At 65.1% G+C, this 14,352-nt stretch carries 17 protein-coding genes; 8 read left to right on the top strand and 9 right to left on the bottom strand.

Translation table 11 applies throughout. From position 1 onward, the window contains the following. Positions 1-48 precede the first annotated feature (48 nt). Positions 49-345, top strand: a complete 297-nt coding sequence (locus tag DK842_RS01620) for an ArsR/SmtB family transcription factor (protein WP_232538571.1) — start codon at positions 49-51, stop codon at positions 343-345. A gap of 57 nt (positions 346-402) precedes the next feature. Here DK842_RS01620 and DK842_RS01615 read toward each other — a convergent pair whose 3' ends face one another. Then, positions 403-861 (bottom strand): DUF4442 domain-containing protein, encoded by a 459-nt coding sequence (locus DK842_RS01615; protein WP_114059795.1) that lies wholly within the window; start codon positions 859-861, stop codon positions 403-405. A gap of 277 nt (positions 862-1,138) precedes the next feature. On the opposite strand from DK842_RS01615, the gene DK842_RS01610 reads away from it, so the two are divergent. The 7 genes from DK842_RS01610 (at position 1,139) to trhA (ending at position 5,627) form a co-directional block, all read left to right on the top strand. Next, positions 1,139-1,753, top strand: coding sequence for a MotA/TolQ/ExbB proton channel family protein (locus DK842_RS01610; RefSeq protein WP_114059794.1), 615 nt, complete (start codon positions 1,139-1,141; stop codon positions 1,751-1,753). A gap of 2 nt (positions 1,754-1,755) precedes the next feature. Further along, positions 1,756-2,172, top strand: coding sequence for an ExbD/TolR family protein (locus DK842_RS01605; protein WP_114059793.1), 417 nt, complete (start codon positions 1,756-1,758; stop codon positions 2,170-2,172). A 13-nt stretch (positions 2,173-2,185) separates the two neighbouring features. Further along, a complete protein-coding gene (gene lpxK, locus DK842_RS01600) occupies positions 2,186-3,205 on the top strand; it encodes a tetraacyldisaccharide 4'-kinase (protein ID WP_114059792.1) in 1,020 nt (339 codons plus the stop codon). Next, positions 3,195-3,377 (top strand): Trm112 family protein, encoded by a 183-nt coding sequence (locus DK842_RS01595; protein ID WP_114059791.1) that lies wholly within the window; start codon positions 3,195-3,197, stop codon positions 3,375-3,377. The genes lpxK and DK842_RS01595 overlap by 11 nt, the downstream gene beginning before the upstream one ends. Beyond that, complete coding sequence (kdsB, locus tag DK842_RS01590; protein ID WP_114059790.1) at positions 3,374-4,129, top strand: 3-deoxy-manno-octulosonate cytidylyltransferase; 756 nt, start codon at positions 3,374-3,376, stop codon at positions 4,127-4,129. Before DK842_RS01595 ends, kdsB begins: the two co-directional genes overlap by 4 nt. 58 nt (positions 4,130-4,187) lie before the next feature. Then, entirely contained in the window at positions 4,188-4,844 is a 657-nt protein-coding gene (adk, locus tag DK842_RS01585; RefSeq protein WP_114059789.1) for an adenylate kinase, read from the top strand. A gap of 165 nt (positions 4,845-5,009) precedes the next feature. Next, a complete protein-coding gene (gene trhA / locus DK842_RS01580; protein ID WP_114059788.1) occupies positions 5,010-5,627 on the top strand; it encodes a PAQR family membrane homeostasis protein TrhA in 618 nt (205 codons plus the stop codon). Positions 5,628-5,688: 61 nt separating this feature from the next. Here trhA and DK842_RS01575 read toward each other — a convergent pair whose 3' ends face one another. The 8 genes from DK842_RS01575 to ptsN all read right to left on the bottom strand — a co-directional run bounded on the left by DK842_RS01575 (position 5,689) and on the right by ptsN (position 14,246). Further along, positions 5,689-7,287: a DUF3369 domain-containing protein gene (locus DK842_RS01575; protein ID WP_114059787.1), complete on the bottom strand. Its 1,599-nt coding sequence runs from the start codon at positions 7,285-7,287 to the stop codon at positions 5,689-5,691. Continuing rightward, on the bottom strand, positions 7,284-8,795 hold the full coding sequence (locus DK842_RS01570; protein WP_168194797.1) for a sensor histidine kinase: 1,512 nt from the start codon (positions 8,793-8,795) through the stop codon (positions 7,284-7,286). Before DK842_RS01570 ends, DK842_RS01575 begins: the two co-directional genes overlap by 4 nt. Positions 8,796-8,917: 122 nt before the next feature. Further along, positions 8,918-9,829, bottom strand: coding sequence for a DMT family transporter (locus DK842_RS01565; RefSeq protein WP_114059785.1), 912 nt, complete (start codon positions 9,827-9,829; stop codon positions 8,918-8,920). Between the two features lie 68 nt (positions 9,830-9,897). Next, positions 9,898-11,358 carry an NAD(P)H-hydrate dehydratase gene (locus DK842_RS01560; RefSeq protein WP_114059784.1) on the bottom strand — a complete coding sequence of 487 codons (1,461 nt, stop codon included), beginning with the start codon at positions 11,356-11,358 and terminating at the stop codon, positions 9,898-9,900. Between the two features lies 1 nt (position 11,359). Next, positions 11,360-11,968: a flavin prenyltransferase UbiX gene (locus DK842_RS01555; protein WP_114059783.1), complete on the bottom strand. Its 609-nt coding sequence runs from the start codon at positions 11,966-11,968 to the stop codon at positions 11,360-11,362. A 44-nt stretch (positions 11,969-12,012) separates the two neighbouring features. Then, on the bottom strand, positions 12,013-12,855 hold the full coding sequence (gene rapZ / locus DK842_RS01550; protein WP_114063562.1) for an RNase adapter RapZ: 843 nt from the start codon (positions 12,853-12,855) through the stop codon (positions 12,013-12,015). Beyond that, positions 12,836-13,792, bottom strand: a complete 957-nt coding sequence (gene hprK / locus DK842_RS01545) for an HPr(Ser) kinase/phosphatase (protein WP_011136882.1) — start codon at positions 13,790-13,792, stop codon at positions 12,836-12,838. The genes rapZ and hprK overlap by 20 nt, the downstream gene beginning before the upstream one ends. After that, positions 13,785-14,246 (bottom strand): PTS IIA-like nitrogen regulatory protein PtsN, encoded by a 462-nt coding sequence (gene ptsN, locus DK842_RS01540; protein WP_114059782.1) that lies wholly within the window; start codon positions 14,244-14,246, stop codon positions 13,785-13,787. The genes hprK and ptsN overlap by 8 nt, the downstream gene beginning before the upstream one ends. Positions 14,247-14,352 lie beyond the last annotated feature (106 nt).

The raw sequence follows: 14,352 nt of genomic DNA, 5'->3' as shown, positions 1-14,352 counted from the left end.
TACCGCAGTCAAATCAAGAAAATGTCGGGCTACATTAGGAGAAAAGCTTTGCTGTTCAACGACGACCAGATCGAACAGACATCGCGGGCGATGAAGGCCATGTCGCATCCGCTGCGTCTGAAGATCATATCGGTGCTGGAAGACAGGGAGGTGAGCGTGCAAGACATCGTCGAGCAGGTCGGCACGTCCCAGAGCAATATATCCCAGCACTTGGCCATTATGCGGGACAAGGGCGTTTTGCGCACGCGCAAGGACGCCAACCGGGTCTTCTACCGGGTGGGCGACATCCGCACGCTGGATGTGCTCAGGATGATGCGCGAAGTGTTCTGTGGTTTCGGGGAGTGAGCGCTGCCCGGGGCCCATGCGAAAAAAGCCGCCATGCGCGGCTTTTTTCATGCGGGTTCAGCGTTGCCGCGGCTTTTTGCGCACGTATAGCGTCTTGTGCACGGTGGCGACCAGTTCGTCGTCGGCGTCGCGAATCTCAACCGTCATCTCGGGCAGGTATTTGTCGCCGGCGGCGGTGCGCTCGCGGATGTCGGCCAACTGCTCGTCTGACAGATGGAACAGCGCCCGAACCACGCCGCGGCCGGGTTTGATGTAGTCTATGCGCCCCGCCTTGTCCCACACGTAGTAGTCCCCGCCCAGCTGGCGCAGCAGCATCAGCATGTAGAACGGGTCCGTCATCGCGTACAGGCTGCCGCCGAAATGGGTGCCGACGTAGTTGCGGTTGCCCAGGCCCAGCTTGAGCCGGACTTCGGCCTGGCGGAAGTCCGGCGACAGCTCGCGCACGCGAATGCCGGCGCCGAGGAAGGGCGGCCACAGATTGAATAGCAGCTTGATCAGCCAGATGGGCAGGTTCATATCGATTCAAACGGTCGTTTTGATGATCCATCGTTGACAAAGGTTTGCGCGATGTCAATGCCCTGCGCGGAAAATCCGTCCAATCGCTTGTCAAATTATCCACAGCAACCGCGGAATAACCTTGTGGATAACTAGGGAGGCGTTCCGGTGGCAACGGCTTTTGACAGCTGTTGCCCAAAAAAGTGGCAAACTGCGTGAAATTTATTCCCGCGAGGTTGCCTGAACCCCGCTGGAGGTAATAAAGTCTGGCGTTTGTATCGATGACGGAGAATGCTTCGTGTGGGCTATCGTTGAAGCGGCCGGCTGGCCGATCTGGACCATCATCGCGGCGTCGGTGGTGTCGCTGGCCATCATCCTGGAGCGGCTGTACTCCCTGAGGCGCGGCGCGGTGGTGCCGCATGGCCTGCTGGCGCAGACGCTGCAGGAGTACCGCCGGGTGGGCGACAAGGACGAGTTGATGCAGCGTCTCCACGGCCATTCTCCGCTTGGCCGCCTGTTTGCGGCCGGCTTGCGCAATGTGCACGGCAGCCGCGAGGTGATGAAGGAGTCGATCGAGGATGAAGGCCGCCAGGTGGCCTATCAGTTGGAGCGGCTGTTGACCACGCTGGGCACCATCGCCGCGATGGCGCCGCTTCTGGGTCTATTGGGCACCGTGATCGGCATGATTGAAATCTTCGGCTCCCAGAACGCCAGCGGGGCCAATCCGCAGCAATTGGCGCATGGCATCTCCGTGGCGCTGTACAACACAGCCTTCGGCTTGATCGTCGCCATCCCCAGCATGATGTTCTATCGCTATTTCCGTTCCAAGGTCGACGGCCTGCTGGTGGAAATGGAGGCGCAGGCGATCAAGCTGGTCGAAGTGGCGCACGGCGAGCGCAAGAACGGGGGCTGAGCATGAATTTTCGTCGCGGCCGGGGCAGGGACGAGCCGGAGATCAATTTCATTCCCTTGATCGACGTGCTGCTGGTGATCCTGATTTTCCTGATGGTCACCACCACCTATTCCCATTTTTCCGAGCTGAAGATCAATCTGCCGACCGCGCAGGGCGAGCAACAGCAGAGCAGGACCCTGGAGATTAAAGTATCGGTGGCCGCCGACGGAGAGATGGCGGTGAACGACGCCAAGTTGCCCGGCGGCGACAAGGCCGGGCTGGCAGCCAGGCTGAAGGCCGCGGCCGCAGGCAAGAGCGACGTGGTGGTAGTGGTCAACGCCGACGCCAAGTCCACCCACCAGTCGGTGATCACCGTGATGGAAGCGGCCCGCGAGGCCGGCTTGTCGCAACTGACCTTCGCCACCCAGAACCTGAAGTGAAGCCTGAAACGGCATGAGGTTGATAGAACAGCACTGGTACCGGCCGCGAGGCTGGCTGACAGCCCTTCTGGCTCCGCTGGAAGGGCTTTTCGCGCTGCTGGCCGCCATCCGCCGGCAGGCGTTCCGCCGCGGCTGGAAAACGAGCGAGAAGCTCGCGGTTCCGGTGGCGGTGATCGGCAACATCAATGTCGGCGGCGTCGGCAAGACGCCGTTGACGCTGGCGTTGCTGCGCGACTTCGCCGCGCGGGGCGTCAAGGTCGGGGTGATCAGCCGCGGCTACGGCGGCGAGGCGACGATTCCTACCGAGGCGAAGCCGGGCGGCGATCCGGCTGTGGTGGGCGATGAGCCGTTGCTGCTGGCCGCCTCCGGCGCGCCGGTGGTGGTGGGGCGGGATCGCGTCGCCGCCGGCCGTCGTTTGCTGGCGCTTCATCCGGATGTGCAGCTGATCCTCAGCGACGATGGTCTGCAGCATTACCGGTTGGCGCGCGACCTGGAGATCGCGGTGCTGGACGGCAGGCGCGGTCTGGGCAACGGCAGGCTGCTGCCTAACGGCCCGCTGCGCGAGCCGGCTTCCCGCTTGCGCAGCGTGGACGCAGTCGTCGTGAATGGCGAAGGAGCCGATCTGTCCTTGCCGGACGGTTTGCCGCGCTTCGCCATGACCTTGCGCCCTGGCCTCTGCCATGCGCTGGACGATGCCTCTGTCACGCGCGGGGCGGCCGACTTTGCCGGCTTGCGGGTAGCCGCGCTGGCCGGCATCGGCCATCCGCAGCGCTTTTTCGATACTTTGGCGGCAATGGGCATGGCGGTGGATCGGAAGTTGTCATTTCCCGACCATCATCCATTCTCGCCGGGTGACATTCCAGCCGATGCGGACGCGGTGATCGTCACCAGCAAGGACGCGGTCAAGCTCTCGCGCGCGCTTCATGACGCGGCGCAGCGTGCTAGACTATGGGTTTTGCCGGTTCAGGCCATGCTGGCGCCTGATCTGTGCGAGTGGATACTAGCCCGCTTGAAGACGAAACATGGACGCTAAATTTCTGGAAATCCTGGTGTGCCCGCTGTGCAAGGGCCCGCTGGTGTTCGACAAGAGCAAGGAAGAGCTGATCTGCAAGGGCGACCGCCTGGCGTTCCCGATCAAGGACGGCATTCCGATGATGCTGGAGAGCGAAGCGCGCGAGCTGGCGCCGGAAGAAGACGTAAAATGAGCGGCTTTACGGTGGTGATTCCGGCGCGGATGGCCTCCAGCCGTTTGCCGGGCAAGCCGTTGGCCGACATCGCCGGCAAGCCCATGGTGGCGCGCGTGGCGGAGCAGGCGGCGAAGAGCCGCGCCGGCCGCGTCGTGGTCGCCACCGACCACGCCGACATCCTGGCCGCCTGCGCCGCGCACGGCGTCGAGGCGGTGCTGACGCGCGACGACCATGCCAGCGGCACCGATCGCCTGGCCGAGGTGGCCGCCAAGCTGGCGCTGCCGGCCGATGCGCTGGTGGTCAACGTGCAGGGCGACGAGCCGCTGATCGCGCCGGAGCTGATCAATCGCCTGGCCGAGCTGCTGGCCGCGACCGACGCGCCGGTGGCGACGCTGGCGCACGCGCTGCACGACGCGGCCGATCACTTCAATCCGAATGTGGTGAAGGTGGCGCTGGACAAGCATGGCCGCGCGCTGTACTTCAGCCGCGCGCCGATTCCCTACGCCCGCGACGCCTATGCTGTCGACCGTTCGACGCTGCCGGCCGGGCTGCCGGTCTATCGCCACATCGGCATGTATGGCTATCGCGCCGGTTTTTTGGCGGCCTATGCCGGCCTGGAGCCGGCGCCGCTGGAACAGTGCGAGGCGCTGGAACAATTGCGCGTGCTCTGGCATGGTTACAGCATCATGGTGGCGCTGGCGGACGAGGCGCCCGCCGCCGGGGTGGACACGCCGGAAGACCTGGAGAGGGTGCGCCGGCTGTTTGCCTGAGAGGGGAGCGAGCGCTCCGCGAAGAATTCATAAATCAAAACAGACTGGAGTCACACAAATGCGATTGATCCTGTTGGGCGCTCCGGGCGCCGGCAAAGGCACCCAGGCCAACTTCATCAAGGAGAAGTTCGGCATTCCGCAAATCTCCACCGGCGACATGCTGCGCGCCGCGGTGAAGGCCGGCACGCCGCTGGGCCTGGAAGCCAAGTCCATCATGGACGCGGGCGGCCTGGTCCGCGACGACATCATCATCGGCCTGGTCAAGGAGCGCATCGCCCAGGATGATTGCGCCAACGGCTTCCTGTTCGACGGCTTCCCGCGCACCATTCCGCAGGCCGAGGCGATGATCGCCGCCGGCGTGGACATCGATTACGTGGTGGAAATCGACGTGCCGGACGCCGCCATCGTCGAGCGCATGGCCGGCCGCCGCGTGCACCTGGCCTCCGGCCGCACTTACCACGTCGCGTTCAATCCGCCGAAAGTGGCCGGCAAGGACGACGTGACCGGCGAGGATCTGATCCAGCGCGACGATGACCAGGAAGAAACCGTCAAGAAGCGCCTGTCCGTCTACCATGAGCAGACCGCCGTGCTGGTGGGCTTCTACGGCAAGCTGGCGGCCGCCGGCAGCGCCAAAGCCCCGAAGTACGTGAAGGTGGATGGCGCCCGCGCGGTGGAAACCGTTCGCGACGAGGTGCTGAAGGCGCTGGGCGCCTGATCCCGGTTCTCCAGCGACGAAGCGGGCCTCGCGGTCCGCTTTTTGTTTGCGCAAACCGCTGGTCTTGCGCCGGCGGGGAGAGGACAATGGAACCCTGCGGAGCCGCGAGCGCTCCAATTCGTTTTGACGCATCAAGCCGGCGGAGCGCCGGCCAGGGAAAACAATATGTACCGCGGGGAACGTTTCAACGGCTATTCCCACCTTGCCGGCACCTTGCTGGCGATAGCCGGACTGGTGGTGCTGGTGGTCGAGGCGGCCATGCAGCGCGATCCATGGAAAATCGTCAGCTTCAGCCTGTACGGCGGCACGCTGGTCACGCTGTACCTGATCTCCACGCTGTATCACAGCTTCAAGGGCAGGGCCAAGGCCATTCTGCAGAAGTGCGACCACTCGGCGATCTATCTGTTGATCGCCGGCAGCTACACGCCGTTCGCGCTGGTGACGCTGCGCGGCGCCTGGGGCTGGACGCTGTTCGGCCTCAGCTGGGGGCTGGCCTTGTTCGGCATTGTCCAGGAGCTGACGCTGGGCAGGCGCACGCGCATCCTGTCGATGATTCTGTACGTGGCGATGGGCTGGCTGGTGCTGATCGCGATCAAACCGCTGATCGAGGCGCTGGAGCCGGGTGGCTTGTTCTGGCTGGCGCTGGGCGGCGTGCTCTACAGCGTAGGCATCTACTGGTTCCTCAACGACGAGAAGATACGCCACGGGCACGGCATCTGGCACTTGTTCGTGCTGGGCGGCAGCATCTGTCAATACATGTGCGTGCTGAATTACGTGGCTTGAGCGCGGGCCGCGGCAAGCAAAACGGCAGCCTGAGGGCTGCCGTTTTGCTTTGGGGCGGAGGCTATTCGCCGAACTTGACCGGCAACCGTTTTTCGTCGACCAGGCGGCTCAATGCCGACACCACGTGGGGATCGAACTGGCTGCCGGCGCGGCCGTTGATGTATTTCATCGTGTCCTCCATGCTCCACGGTTCCTTGTACGGCCGCTTGTTGAGCAGGGCGTCGAACACGTCGACGACGGCGACGATGCGGGCTGACAGCGGGATATCCTGCCCCTTCAGCTTGCTGGGATAGCCGTTGCCGTCGAAGTGCTCGTGGTGGCCGCCGGCGATTTCCGACCCCAGCGACAGGTAGCTGGCGCCCTCCACCAGCTTGGCGGAGCGCGCCAGGATTTGCGCGCCTATGGTCGCGTGCTGCTCCATGATCGCCCGCTCCTCCGGGTCCAGCTTGCCCGGCTTGAGCAGGATGTGGTCTGGCGTGGCCACCTTGCCGATGTCGTGCAGGATGCTGGCCATGCCGACCATGTCCATGAATTCGCGGCCCATCAGGTCGGGATAGCGGTTTTGCCTCACCATCTCGTCGGCGATGGCGTCGGTCAGCTTCTGCACCCGCAGCACGTGGTCGCCGGTATCGGTGTCGCGGAATTCCGCCAGGTCCGCCAGCGCGACCACCGTCGCCTCTTGGGCGCTGCGCAGCTGGTTGTACAGGTAGAGGTTGTCGTAGGCGGCGGAAATCCGCTGGCAGAACACGTCCAGCAGGTCGCGCTCCACCGCGTCCAGCGGCCATTGCGGCATGAAGTGGACGGCGAATTCTCGGCGATTGCGCGAGGAAATGTAGAGCACGTCGTAGGGGTGCTGGTAAATGCTGCGCTTTTCCTGGAATACCTGCTGTATCACCGAGGCCAGGTGCGGCTCGCTGGATAGGTCGCCGGACTCGGCCAGGTATTCGTAAGAGCCGGACACCGCCAGGATTTCCAGCTCCGGCCTGCCGCTATGGCTCTCGTTGCGCACGCACAAGATGCCGTCGGTGCCGATGTCGAGCAGCGCGCTGATCTGGCGCAGCACGCCGGAGGCGAATTCTCGCAGCGAATGCAACTGGTAAAGGTCGGACGCGCTCTCCAGTATCTTGGCCAGACCCTGGCGGTTTTTCTCCAAGGACACCAGGTTCTCGTAGGCGCGCAAGGACGCGATGGTGGTGGTGAACAGTTTCTGGGTGGTCAGCTCGGTCTTGGTCTTGTAGTCGTTGATGTCGTAATTGAGGATGACTTCCTGTTCCGGCGCCTGGCCGGGCTGGCCGGTGCGCAGCACGATGCGGACCACGCCGTTGTCCAGCTCCTCGCGGATGCGATGCACCAGCCTGAGGCCGGCGTCTTCGCTCTCCATCACCACGTCCAGCATGATAAGGGCGATGTCATGATGCTGCTTCAGCAATTGGAAGGCCTCGGCGCCGCTGTAGGCGCTCAGCAGCTCCAGCGGTCTTTCCTTGTAGCTGATGCCGCGCAGCGCGATGCGGGTGGCGGTGTGGACATCCTTTTCGTCGTCGACGATCAATACCTTCCAGGGCTTGCGCGCTTCAGAAGGCCGCGCAGCGACTTCGCTGCCGTCGCTGTCGTCGTCCAGCAGCCAGTTGTCTTCGTCGGGAGGCAGGGTGTCGCTGCTCATGCCACATTCTCCTTGTGCTGGACGGTGGGGGCGATGCAGGGCATGTCCAGCGTGAATCGAGTGCCTTGCCCCAGCTCGCTATGCACTTCGATATTGCCGCCAAGCCGCTGCCGCACGATGTTATAGACGATGTTGAGGCCGAGGCCGCTGCCGCCGCTGCCGCGACGGGTGGTGAAGAAAGGCTCGAATACCCGGCTCAGGTTTTCAGCCGAGATGCCTTTGCCGTTGTCGCTGATGGTCATTGACACGTGCTGGCCGTCATTGCGATGCGCTTCGATCAGGATGACGCCGGCCGTGTCTCCGCCTTCGTAGCCGTGGATCAGCGCGTTGACCACCAAATTGGTCAGCACCTGGGCCAGCGCGCCGGGGTAGCTGTCCAGCAACACGTCCTCTTCGCACTGGATGTCTATCGAGACCTTGGTGTGCTTGAAGCGCGGCTTCAGACTGGTGATCACTTCGTTGAGATAGTCGTGCAGGTGGAAGCTGCGCCTCGCTTCGCTGGTCTGGTCCACCGCCACTTGCTTGAAGCTGTGGATCAGGTTGGCGGCGCGCTCGGAGTTGGCGAGGATCAGCTCGCAGCATTCCTGCGCGGTCTCCAGATAGCTCTGGAAGTCGCTTTTCTTGATGTTGCCGCTTTCCAGCTTGCCGTTGATGTGAGAGGTGGCGGTGCCGAGGTGGGACGCGGCGGTCAGGGTGATGCCGACCGGGGTGTTGATCTCGTGGGCGACGCCGGCCACCAGGCTGCCCAGCGAAGCCATTTTTTCCGCCTCTACCAGTGTTTCCTGCGTCGCCATCAACTGGCTGTACGCCTGCTGCGCCTTTTCCTTTTCCTCGCGGGCGATCGCCTCGGCCGCCGTGCGTTTCACCAGATCGGCGGCGGTGCGGGCGACGATGCGGTTGAAGCCGTTGACGATGCCGCCTATCTCGTCGTCGGCCAGGTGCGTGATCTGAGCGCCGCTGGCGTCCGGCGCGCGGACTGCGGTGTTCAGCGCCTGCTGCAGCTTGGCCAGCGGCTGGAAAATGAAGCGCTGCAGGTTGAAGGACATGATGAAGAAGATCAGGCTGTCCAGCAGCACGATCTGGGCGATGATGGTGATCAGGTGTTGGTCTTCGCGCATGCGCAAGGCGTCGTGGGACAGGTATACGGTGGCGGTGCCCAGGTGCTCCTTGCCCTGGTAGATGATGGGGATGCTCAGCTTGTCGTCGACCTTGGGCTGCTCATTGGGCAGCATGTCGCGCAGATTGCCGTTGTTGTCGCGGGTGCGGCCCAGGTTGAGGCCGCTTTCTCCCTTGACGTTGATGGCGATGACGGATGGCCAGCTCAGCTCGCTGTCCAGCGCCAGCCGGACGTTCTCGTCGTCCAGTTGCCAGATGCCGTGCGGCAGGGACAGCGACAGGCGCGATTGCACGGCGGCGCGCTGAGTCTGGAAGTCATTCTGGTCGATGTTGTAGTCATGGATGTAGAAATACAGCCCGGTCGTCCCCAGAATGGTGGTGATCCATGCCATCAGCCATAACATTAACCTTGTCTTGATGCTTTTCATGGTGCCTGCTTGCTCTTGCCCTCACTGAATCGTAGGCAGAGCGAGCCGGAAATGCCATGCTGGATCGAGCCGCCGCTGCGCGCGGCTCAGGCCGCCGCTTGCGCAGAGGCGCGGCCGCGAGGGACTTTCTGCGCGAGCAGGCCGCCCAGAATCAGCGCCAGTCCCTGCAGGGTGGACGGCAGGATGGGTTCGCCGACGATCAGGTGGATCAGCAGCAGCGACAGCATCGGCGACAGGAAGATCAGATTGGCGACGCTGGCGGTGCTGCGAGTCAGCTTCATCGCCGACAGCCACAGCGCGAAGGTAAAGCCCATCTCCAGCGCGCCGACGTAGGCGGCGCCGGCCAGTCCCTGCCAGGCAGGCATTGTCAGCTGGCCATGCCAGGCGCACCAAGCCAGGCTCAGCGGCAGGCTGCAGGCGAAGTTCAGCGTCAGGCCCAGCACCGGTTCGCGGGCATCGCGGGTGTTGAATATCCAGTAGCCGGCCCACAGCAACGTCGAGGCCAGCGCCAGCAGCACCCCCAATTGATTGGAGAGGTGAAGATCCAGCAACTGGCCGCGGGTGCCTATCACCAATACGCCCAGGTAGCAGATCAGCGCGGCGGCGGCGTCCCGGGCGCGCAGCTTTTGCTTCAGCAACGGCACAGCCAGCAGGGTCATCGTCAGCGCCCAGGTGTAGTTGATCGCCTGCGCCTCCTGCGCCGGCAGCAGCGAATAGGCTTCGAACAGCACCAGGTAGTAGGCGAAGGGATTGACCGCGCCGAACAGCAGCGACGCTTTCCAGTGCGCCCGGAAAGCGGCCGCCAGTTCAGGCAGCCGGCGTTGCCAGGCGAGGATGGACAGCAGGGACAGCAGCGAGGCGACGCTGGCGTACAGCACCAGCTGCATGGGCGAGAGGTGCTGCAAGCTGAGCTTGAAGGCGCTGGCGACGGTGGACCAGGCGAGCACGGCGCCCAGGCCGAAGGCGTAGGCTTTTTTCTGATTGGGTACGGACGACAACACGGCTCTCCGGGTGGTGGGCTTGCCGGTCGATGTTAACCACAAACAGCCGTTGCCGGCAAAGCGCGTCAGCCGCTTGCCAGCAGGCGGTTGAGCGCGCGGCTGACGCGCGGCGCGGTGGCCGAGGCGGCAAGGCCTATGGGGCCGCCGTTTTCGGCGCGGTAGTCGTCGCCGGCCAGGCCATGCAGCCTGACGGCCAGCGAGGCGGCGTCGAAGGCGTCCAGCCCCTGCGCCAGCAGCGCGGCGATGAGGCCGGTCAGCACGTCGCCCTGGCCGGCGGAGGCCAGCTCGGGGCCGCCGCTGGTGTTGACGCGGTAAAAGCCGTCGGGCCGCGCGATCAGGCTGCCGGCGCCCTTCAATACGGCCACGCAGTTGAAGCGCTCGGCCAGCCGGCGGACGTGGCGCACGCGGTCGGATTGGACTTCGCCAACGCTGGATCTCAGCAGGCGCGCGGCTTCGGCCGGGTGCGGCGTCAACACGGTGGGGGCCGCGCGCGCGGCGACGCGCTCCGCCAGTTCGTCGCGCGCGGCCAGCAGATTGAGCGCGTCGGCGTCCAGCACCAGCGGGCAGGGGCGGGCGATGGCTTGTTCCAGCAGGTGCGCCGCCTGCTCCTGTTGTCCCAGTCCGGGGCCGACGGCGAAAGCGTCTGCCGCCGGAAGTTCGGCAGCCTCGTCGACAGGGCGGACCATCAGCTCCGGCGCGGCCGGATCGACCGGCAGCCGGCCGTCCAGCGGACATAGATAAACTTTGCCGGCGCCGCCGGCCAGCGCGCTGCGTCCCGCCAGCAGGGCGGCGCCCAGCATGCCGGGCGCGCCGCCGACGACGGCTGCCGCGCCGTAGCTGCCCTTGTGGCTGTCCCGCGAGCGGGCGAGCGCCGCGGCGGAAGGGCGGTTGAGCTCTCCTTCGGCCGCGGGGTAAAGATCGAAAGGGCAGTCCAGCGGGGCCAGCTCCACCGAGCCGGCGAGGTCGGCGCCTGGGCCGCCGTACAGGCCGGGCTTGTGGCAGAGGAAAGTCAGGGTGTGGTCGGCGCGCAGCGCTGCGCCCTGGGGCTGGCCGGTGTAGGCATCGAGGCCGCTGGGGCAGTCCAGCGCCAGCCGAGGGCAGTCAATCCGGTCCAGCCGGCGCAGGATCTCCTGCCAATGGGCATCCAGCGGACGAGACAGGCCGATGCCGAACAGGCCGTCGATCAGCAGCGCGGGAGGGGGGGCGCGTTCGGGCAGCGCGCTCAGGATGGCGATGCCGTCGTCTTCCGCCAGCCGGCGGGCCTCCGCGCATTCCGCGCTGCCCGGCGGGATGGGCTGGTAGACCAGAGTGGGGTAGCCGCGGGCCTGCAGCTCCCGCGCCGCGTGCAACGCGTCGCCGCCGTTGTTGCCAGGCCCGGCGCAGATCAGCAGCGGCGCGCCGGCGGGCGCTCGCGCCGATACCCAGTCGGCGGCGGCCCAGGCGGCGCGCCGCATCAGGTCCAGCCCGGCGGCGGCCCGCTCCAGCCGGCGCAGCGCCTCCAGGCTCAGGATCGGGCCGCCATCCATGTCATTCCCCCCAGCGCGGCGTCAATGTCTGTTCGACGCCGAGTTGATCCAGGATGCGGGACACGACGAAATCCACCATGTCGTCCACGCTCTTGGGGTGTGTATAGAAGCCGGGCGCCGGCGGCAGGATCACCACGCCCAGCCGGGCCAGCTCCAGCATGTTTTCCAGATGGATGGCGGACAGCGGCGTCTCTCTTGGCACCAGCACCAGCTTGCGTTGCTCCTTGATGCAGACGTCGGCGGCGCGCTCGATCAGGTTGTCGCTCATGCCGTGGCGGATGGCGGCCAGCGCGCCCATCGAGCATGGGCACACCACCATCGCGTAGGGAGGGTTGGAGCCTGACGCGGCCGGCGCGAACCATTCCTCGCGGCCGTAGACTTCCAGCAGATCCGGCGCCGCCGGATAGCGCTGCAACAGCCACGCTTTCATTTCAGCCGGCCGGGAGGGCAGAGTCAGGTTCATTTCCTGTTTGGCCACCACCTGGGCGGCCTGGGAGCACAGCACCCACACGCGGATGTCCGCGGCGAGCAGGGCTTCGATCAGGCGCAGGCCGTAAGGCAGGCCTGAAGCGCCGGTGAGGGCGACGGTGACGGTTTTGCGGCGGGGCATCTGGCATTCTCCAGGGACGGGCCTGCGCGGCCCGTTAGCCCGGTTCAGTGGTCGGTGTGGAGCTGGCGGTGGCGGACCAGCACCTGGCGGTCGGCGAACAGGCGCGCCAGGTTTTCAATGATGAACACCGAGCGGTGCTGGCCGCCGGTGCAGCCGACGGCCACGGTCAGGTAGCTGCGGTTTTCCTTGCCGTAGCAGGGCAGCCACTTGGCTATCATCGCCTGGATGTCGGCTATCATCTCGGCCACTTCCTGGTGGCCGGCGAAGAAGTCGACGATAGGCTGGTCGCGGCCGGTGAACGGGCGCAACTGCGGGTCATAGTAGGGATTGGGCAGGCAGCGGGCGTCGAACACGAAATCGGCATCCTGCGGCACGCCGTGCTTGAAGCCGAATGATTGGAAGATCAGCGTCAGCCGGCTGCTGTCCGCGTCCACCAGCTCGCGGACCCAGCCGCGCAGCGCGTTGGCCGACAGCTCGCTGGTGTCGATGCGTGTTCCCAGCTCCAGCACCTCGGCCAGCATTTCCTGTTCCAGCCGTATGCTTTCCTCCACCGTGATGCCGGCATCGGAGAGCGGGTGGCGGCGGCGGGTTTCGGAGAAGCGCTTGACCAGCGTTTCCGGCTTGGCCTCCAGGAACAGCAGGCGTACGTCGATGCCCTGGGCTTTCAGCGATTCCACGACCTGAGGCAGCGCGCCCAGCGAGGGGCCGGAGCGGGTGTCCACGCTGATGGCGATGTCTTCGTAGCCGAAGTCGGCGTACATCGTCATCGCCTCGGGCAGCAAAGTGGCGGGCAGGTTGTCCACGCAATAGAATCCGGAGTCTTCCAGCGCGCGCAGCGCCACCGACTTGCCGGAACCGGACAGGCCGCTAATCAATATCAGGCGCATTTTCCTGGTCTCTCAAGAAGTTGGTGTGGCGCTCGATGAACTCGCGGGTGCTGTCTATGCCCCTGAGCTGCAGGATGTAGTTGCGCACCGCGGCTTCCACCAGCACCGCCAGGTTGCGGCCGGCGGCGACGGGCAGCACGACTTTGCGCACGGTGACGCCGATGATGTCCTGGGTTTCGGACTGGATGTTGAGCCGGTCCAGCGCCTGCATCGCCTGGTCGTTGGCCTTGACCAGGTGGATGATCAGTTTGAGCACTTTCTTGGGGCGGACGGCCGTTTCGCCGAAGATGGTGCGGATGTTGAGGATGCCCAGGCCGCGGACCTCCAGGAAGTCGCGCAGCAGCGGCGGGCAGCGGCCCTCCAGCGTATCCGGGCCGATGCGGTACAGCTCCACCGCGTCGTCGGCCACCATGCCGTGGCCGCGGGAAATCAGCTCCAGCGCGAGCTCGCTCTTGCCCATCGCCGAGTCGCCCATGATCAGCACGCCGATCTCGAACACGTCGAGGAACACGCCATGGAGCACGGTCGACACCGCCAGCGCGCGGGCGAGATAGATCCGCAGCACGTCCATCAGGTACGGGCTTTCCAGCGTGCTGCACATCAGCGGCACGTTGTGGCTGTGGCAGTAGTCGCGCAGCAGCCGCGGCACCGGCTGGCCGTTGGCCACCATCACCACCGACATGCTCTTGTGGAACAGCTGGTCCAGCGCGGTCTTGGCCGCCGACTGCTCCAGCTTGTTCAGGTAGTCCACTTCCGCCAGGCCCAGCACTTGCACCCGGTTGGGGTGGATGAAGTTCAAGTGGCCGACCAGCGCCAGCGTGGGGCGCTGGTCGTCGTTGCCGATGACGTTGTCCGAGCCGCCGGTGCCGGCGACCCAGGTCAGGTTCAGCTTCTGCTGGTTTTCCTGATACAGCCGGCGTACGGTGATGCTAGGCATGGGGCGTCCAGTCGCTAAGCAGCTTGTAGAGGTCGTCGCGCGCGTTCAGGCCCAGCATCTGCTCGCGCATCTGGCGGCTGGAGAACATCTGCGCCAGTTCCGACAGCACCTGCAGGTGCAGATCGGTGGCGTGTTCGGGCACCAGCAGCACGAACAGGCATTGCACTGGCTTGCCGTCCGGGGCGTCGAAGGGAATCGGCGCCTTCAGGCGGATGAATACGCCGGTCGCCTCCTTCAGGCCGCGGGCGCGGCCGTGGGGAATGGCCACGCCTTGGCCGAGTCCGGTGGAGCCCAGTTTTTCACGGCTGAACAGGCTGTCGAAGATTTCGCTGCGGGCGATGCCGCGGGTGTTTTCCACCAGCAGGCCCACTTGTTCGAACACCCGTTTCTTGCTGGCGACGTCCAGATCCAGCAGGATATGGTCCGGAGTCAGGATCTTGCCGATGAGATTCATGTTGGCTTATGCATGCGGCTCTTGGGGAAAGTCCGAATTCTACGTTGCCTTGATAGTACTGAAAACCGGCAAGCGCAAAGAAAAACGGGAACCGCGAGGCTCCCGT

Source organism: Chromobacterium phragmitis (assembly GCF_003325475.1).
Taxonomy (GTDB): domain Bacteria; phylum Pseudomonadota; class Gammaproteobacteria; order Burkholderiales; family Chromobacteriaceae; genus Chromobacterium; species Chromobacterium phragmitis.
This window is presented reverse-complemented; position numbering and strand designations above follow the sequence as displayed.

Coding starts and splice junctions, on each gene's coding strand:
- DK842_RS01615 (WP_114059795.1), bottom strand. CDS start 861: ATGAACCTGCCCATCTGGCTGATCAAGCTGCTATTCAATCTGTGGCCG.
- DK842_RS01605 (WP_114059793.1), top strand. CDS start 1,756: ATGAATTTTCGTCGCGGCCGGGGCAGGGACGAGCCGGAGATCAATTTC.
- lpxK (WP_114059792.1), top strand. CDS start 2,186: ATGAGGTTGATAGAACAGCACTGGTACCGGCCGCGAGGCTGGCTGACA.
- DK842_RS01595 (WP_114059791.1), top strand. CDS start 3,195: ATGGACGCTAAATTTCTGGAAATCCTGGTGTGCCCGCTGTGCAAGGGC.
- kdsB (WP_114059790.1), top strand. CDS start 3,374: ATGAGCGGCTTTACGGTGGTGATTCCGGCGCGGATGGCCTCCAGCCGT.
- adk (WP_114059789.1), top strand. CDS start 4,188: ATGCGATTGATCCTGTTGGGCGCTCCGGGCGCCGGCAAAGGCACCCAG.
- trhA (WP_114059788.1), top strand. CDS start 5,010: ATGTACCGCGGGGAACGTTTCAACGGCTATTCCCACCTTGCCGGCACC.
- DK842_RS01575 (WP_114059787.1), bottom strand. CDS start 7,287: ATGAGCAGCGACACCCTGCCTCCCGACGAAGACAACTGGCTGCTGGAC.
- DK842_RS01570 (WP_168194797.1), bottom strand. CDS start 8,795: ATGGCATGGATCACCACCATTCTGGGGACGACCGGGCTGTATTTCTAC.
- DK842_RS01560 (WP_114059784.1), bottom strand. CDS start 11,358: ATGGATGGCGGCCCGATCCTGAGCCTGGAGGCGCTGCGCCGGCTGGAG.
- DK842_RS01555 (WP_114059783.1), bottom strand. CDS start 11,968: ATGCCCCGCCGCAAAACCGTCACCGTCGCCCTCACCGGCGCTTCAGGC.
- rapZ (WP_114063562.1), bottom strand. CDS start 12,855: ATGCGCCTGATATTGATTAGCGGCCTGTCCGGTTCCGGCAAGTCGGTG.
- hprK (WP_011136882.1), bottom strand. CDS start 13,792: ATGCCTAGCATCACCGTACGCCGGCTGTATCAGGAAAACCAGCAGAAG.
- ptsN (WP_114059782.1), bottom strand. CDS start 14,246: ATGAATCTCATCGGCAAGATCCTGACTCCGGACCATATCCTGCTGGAT.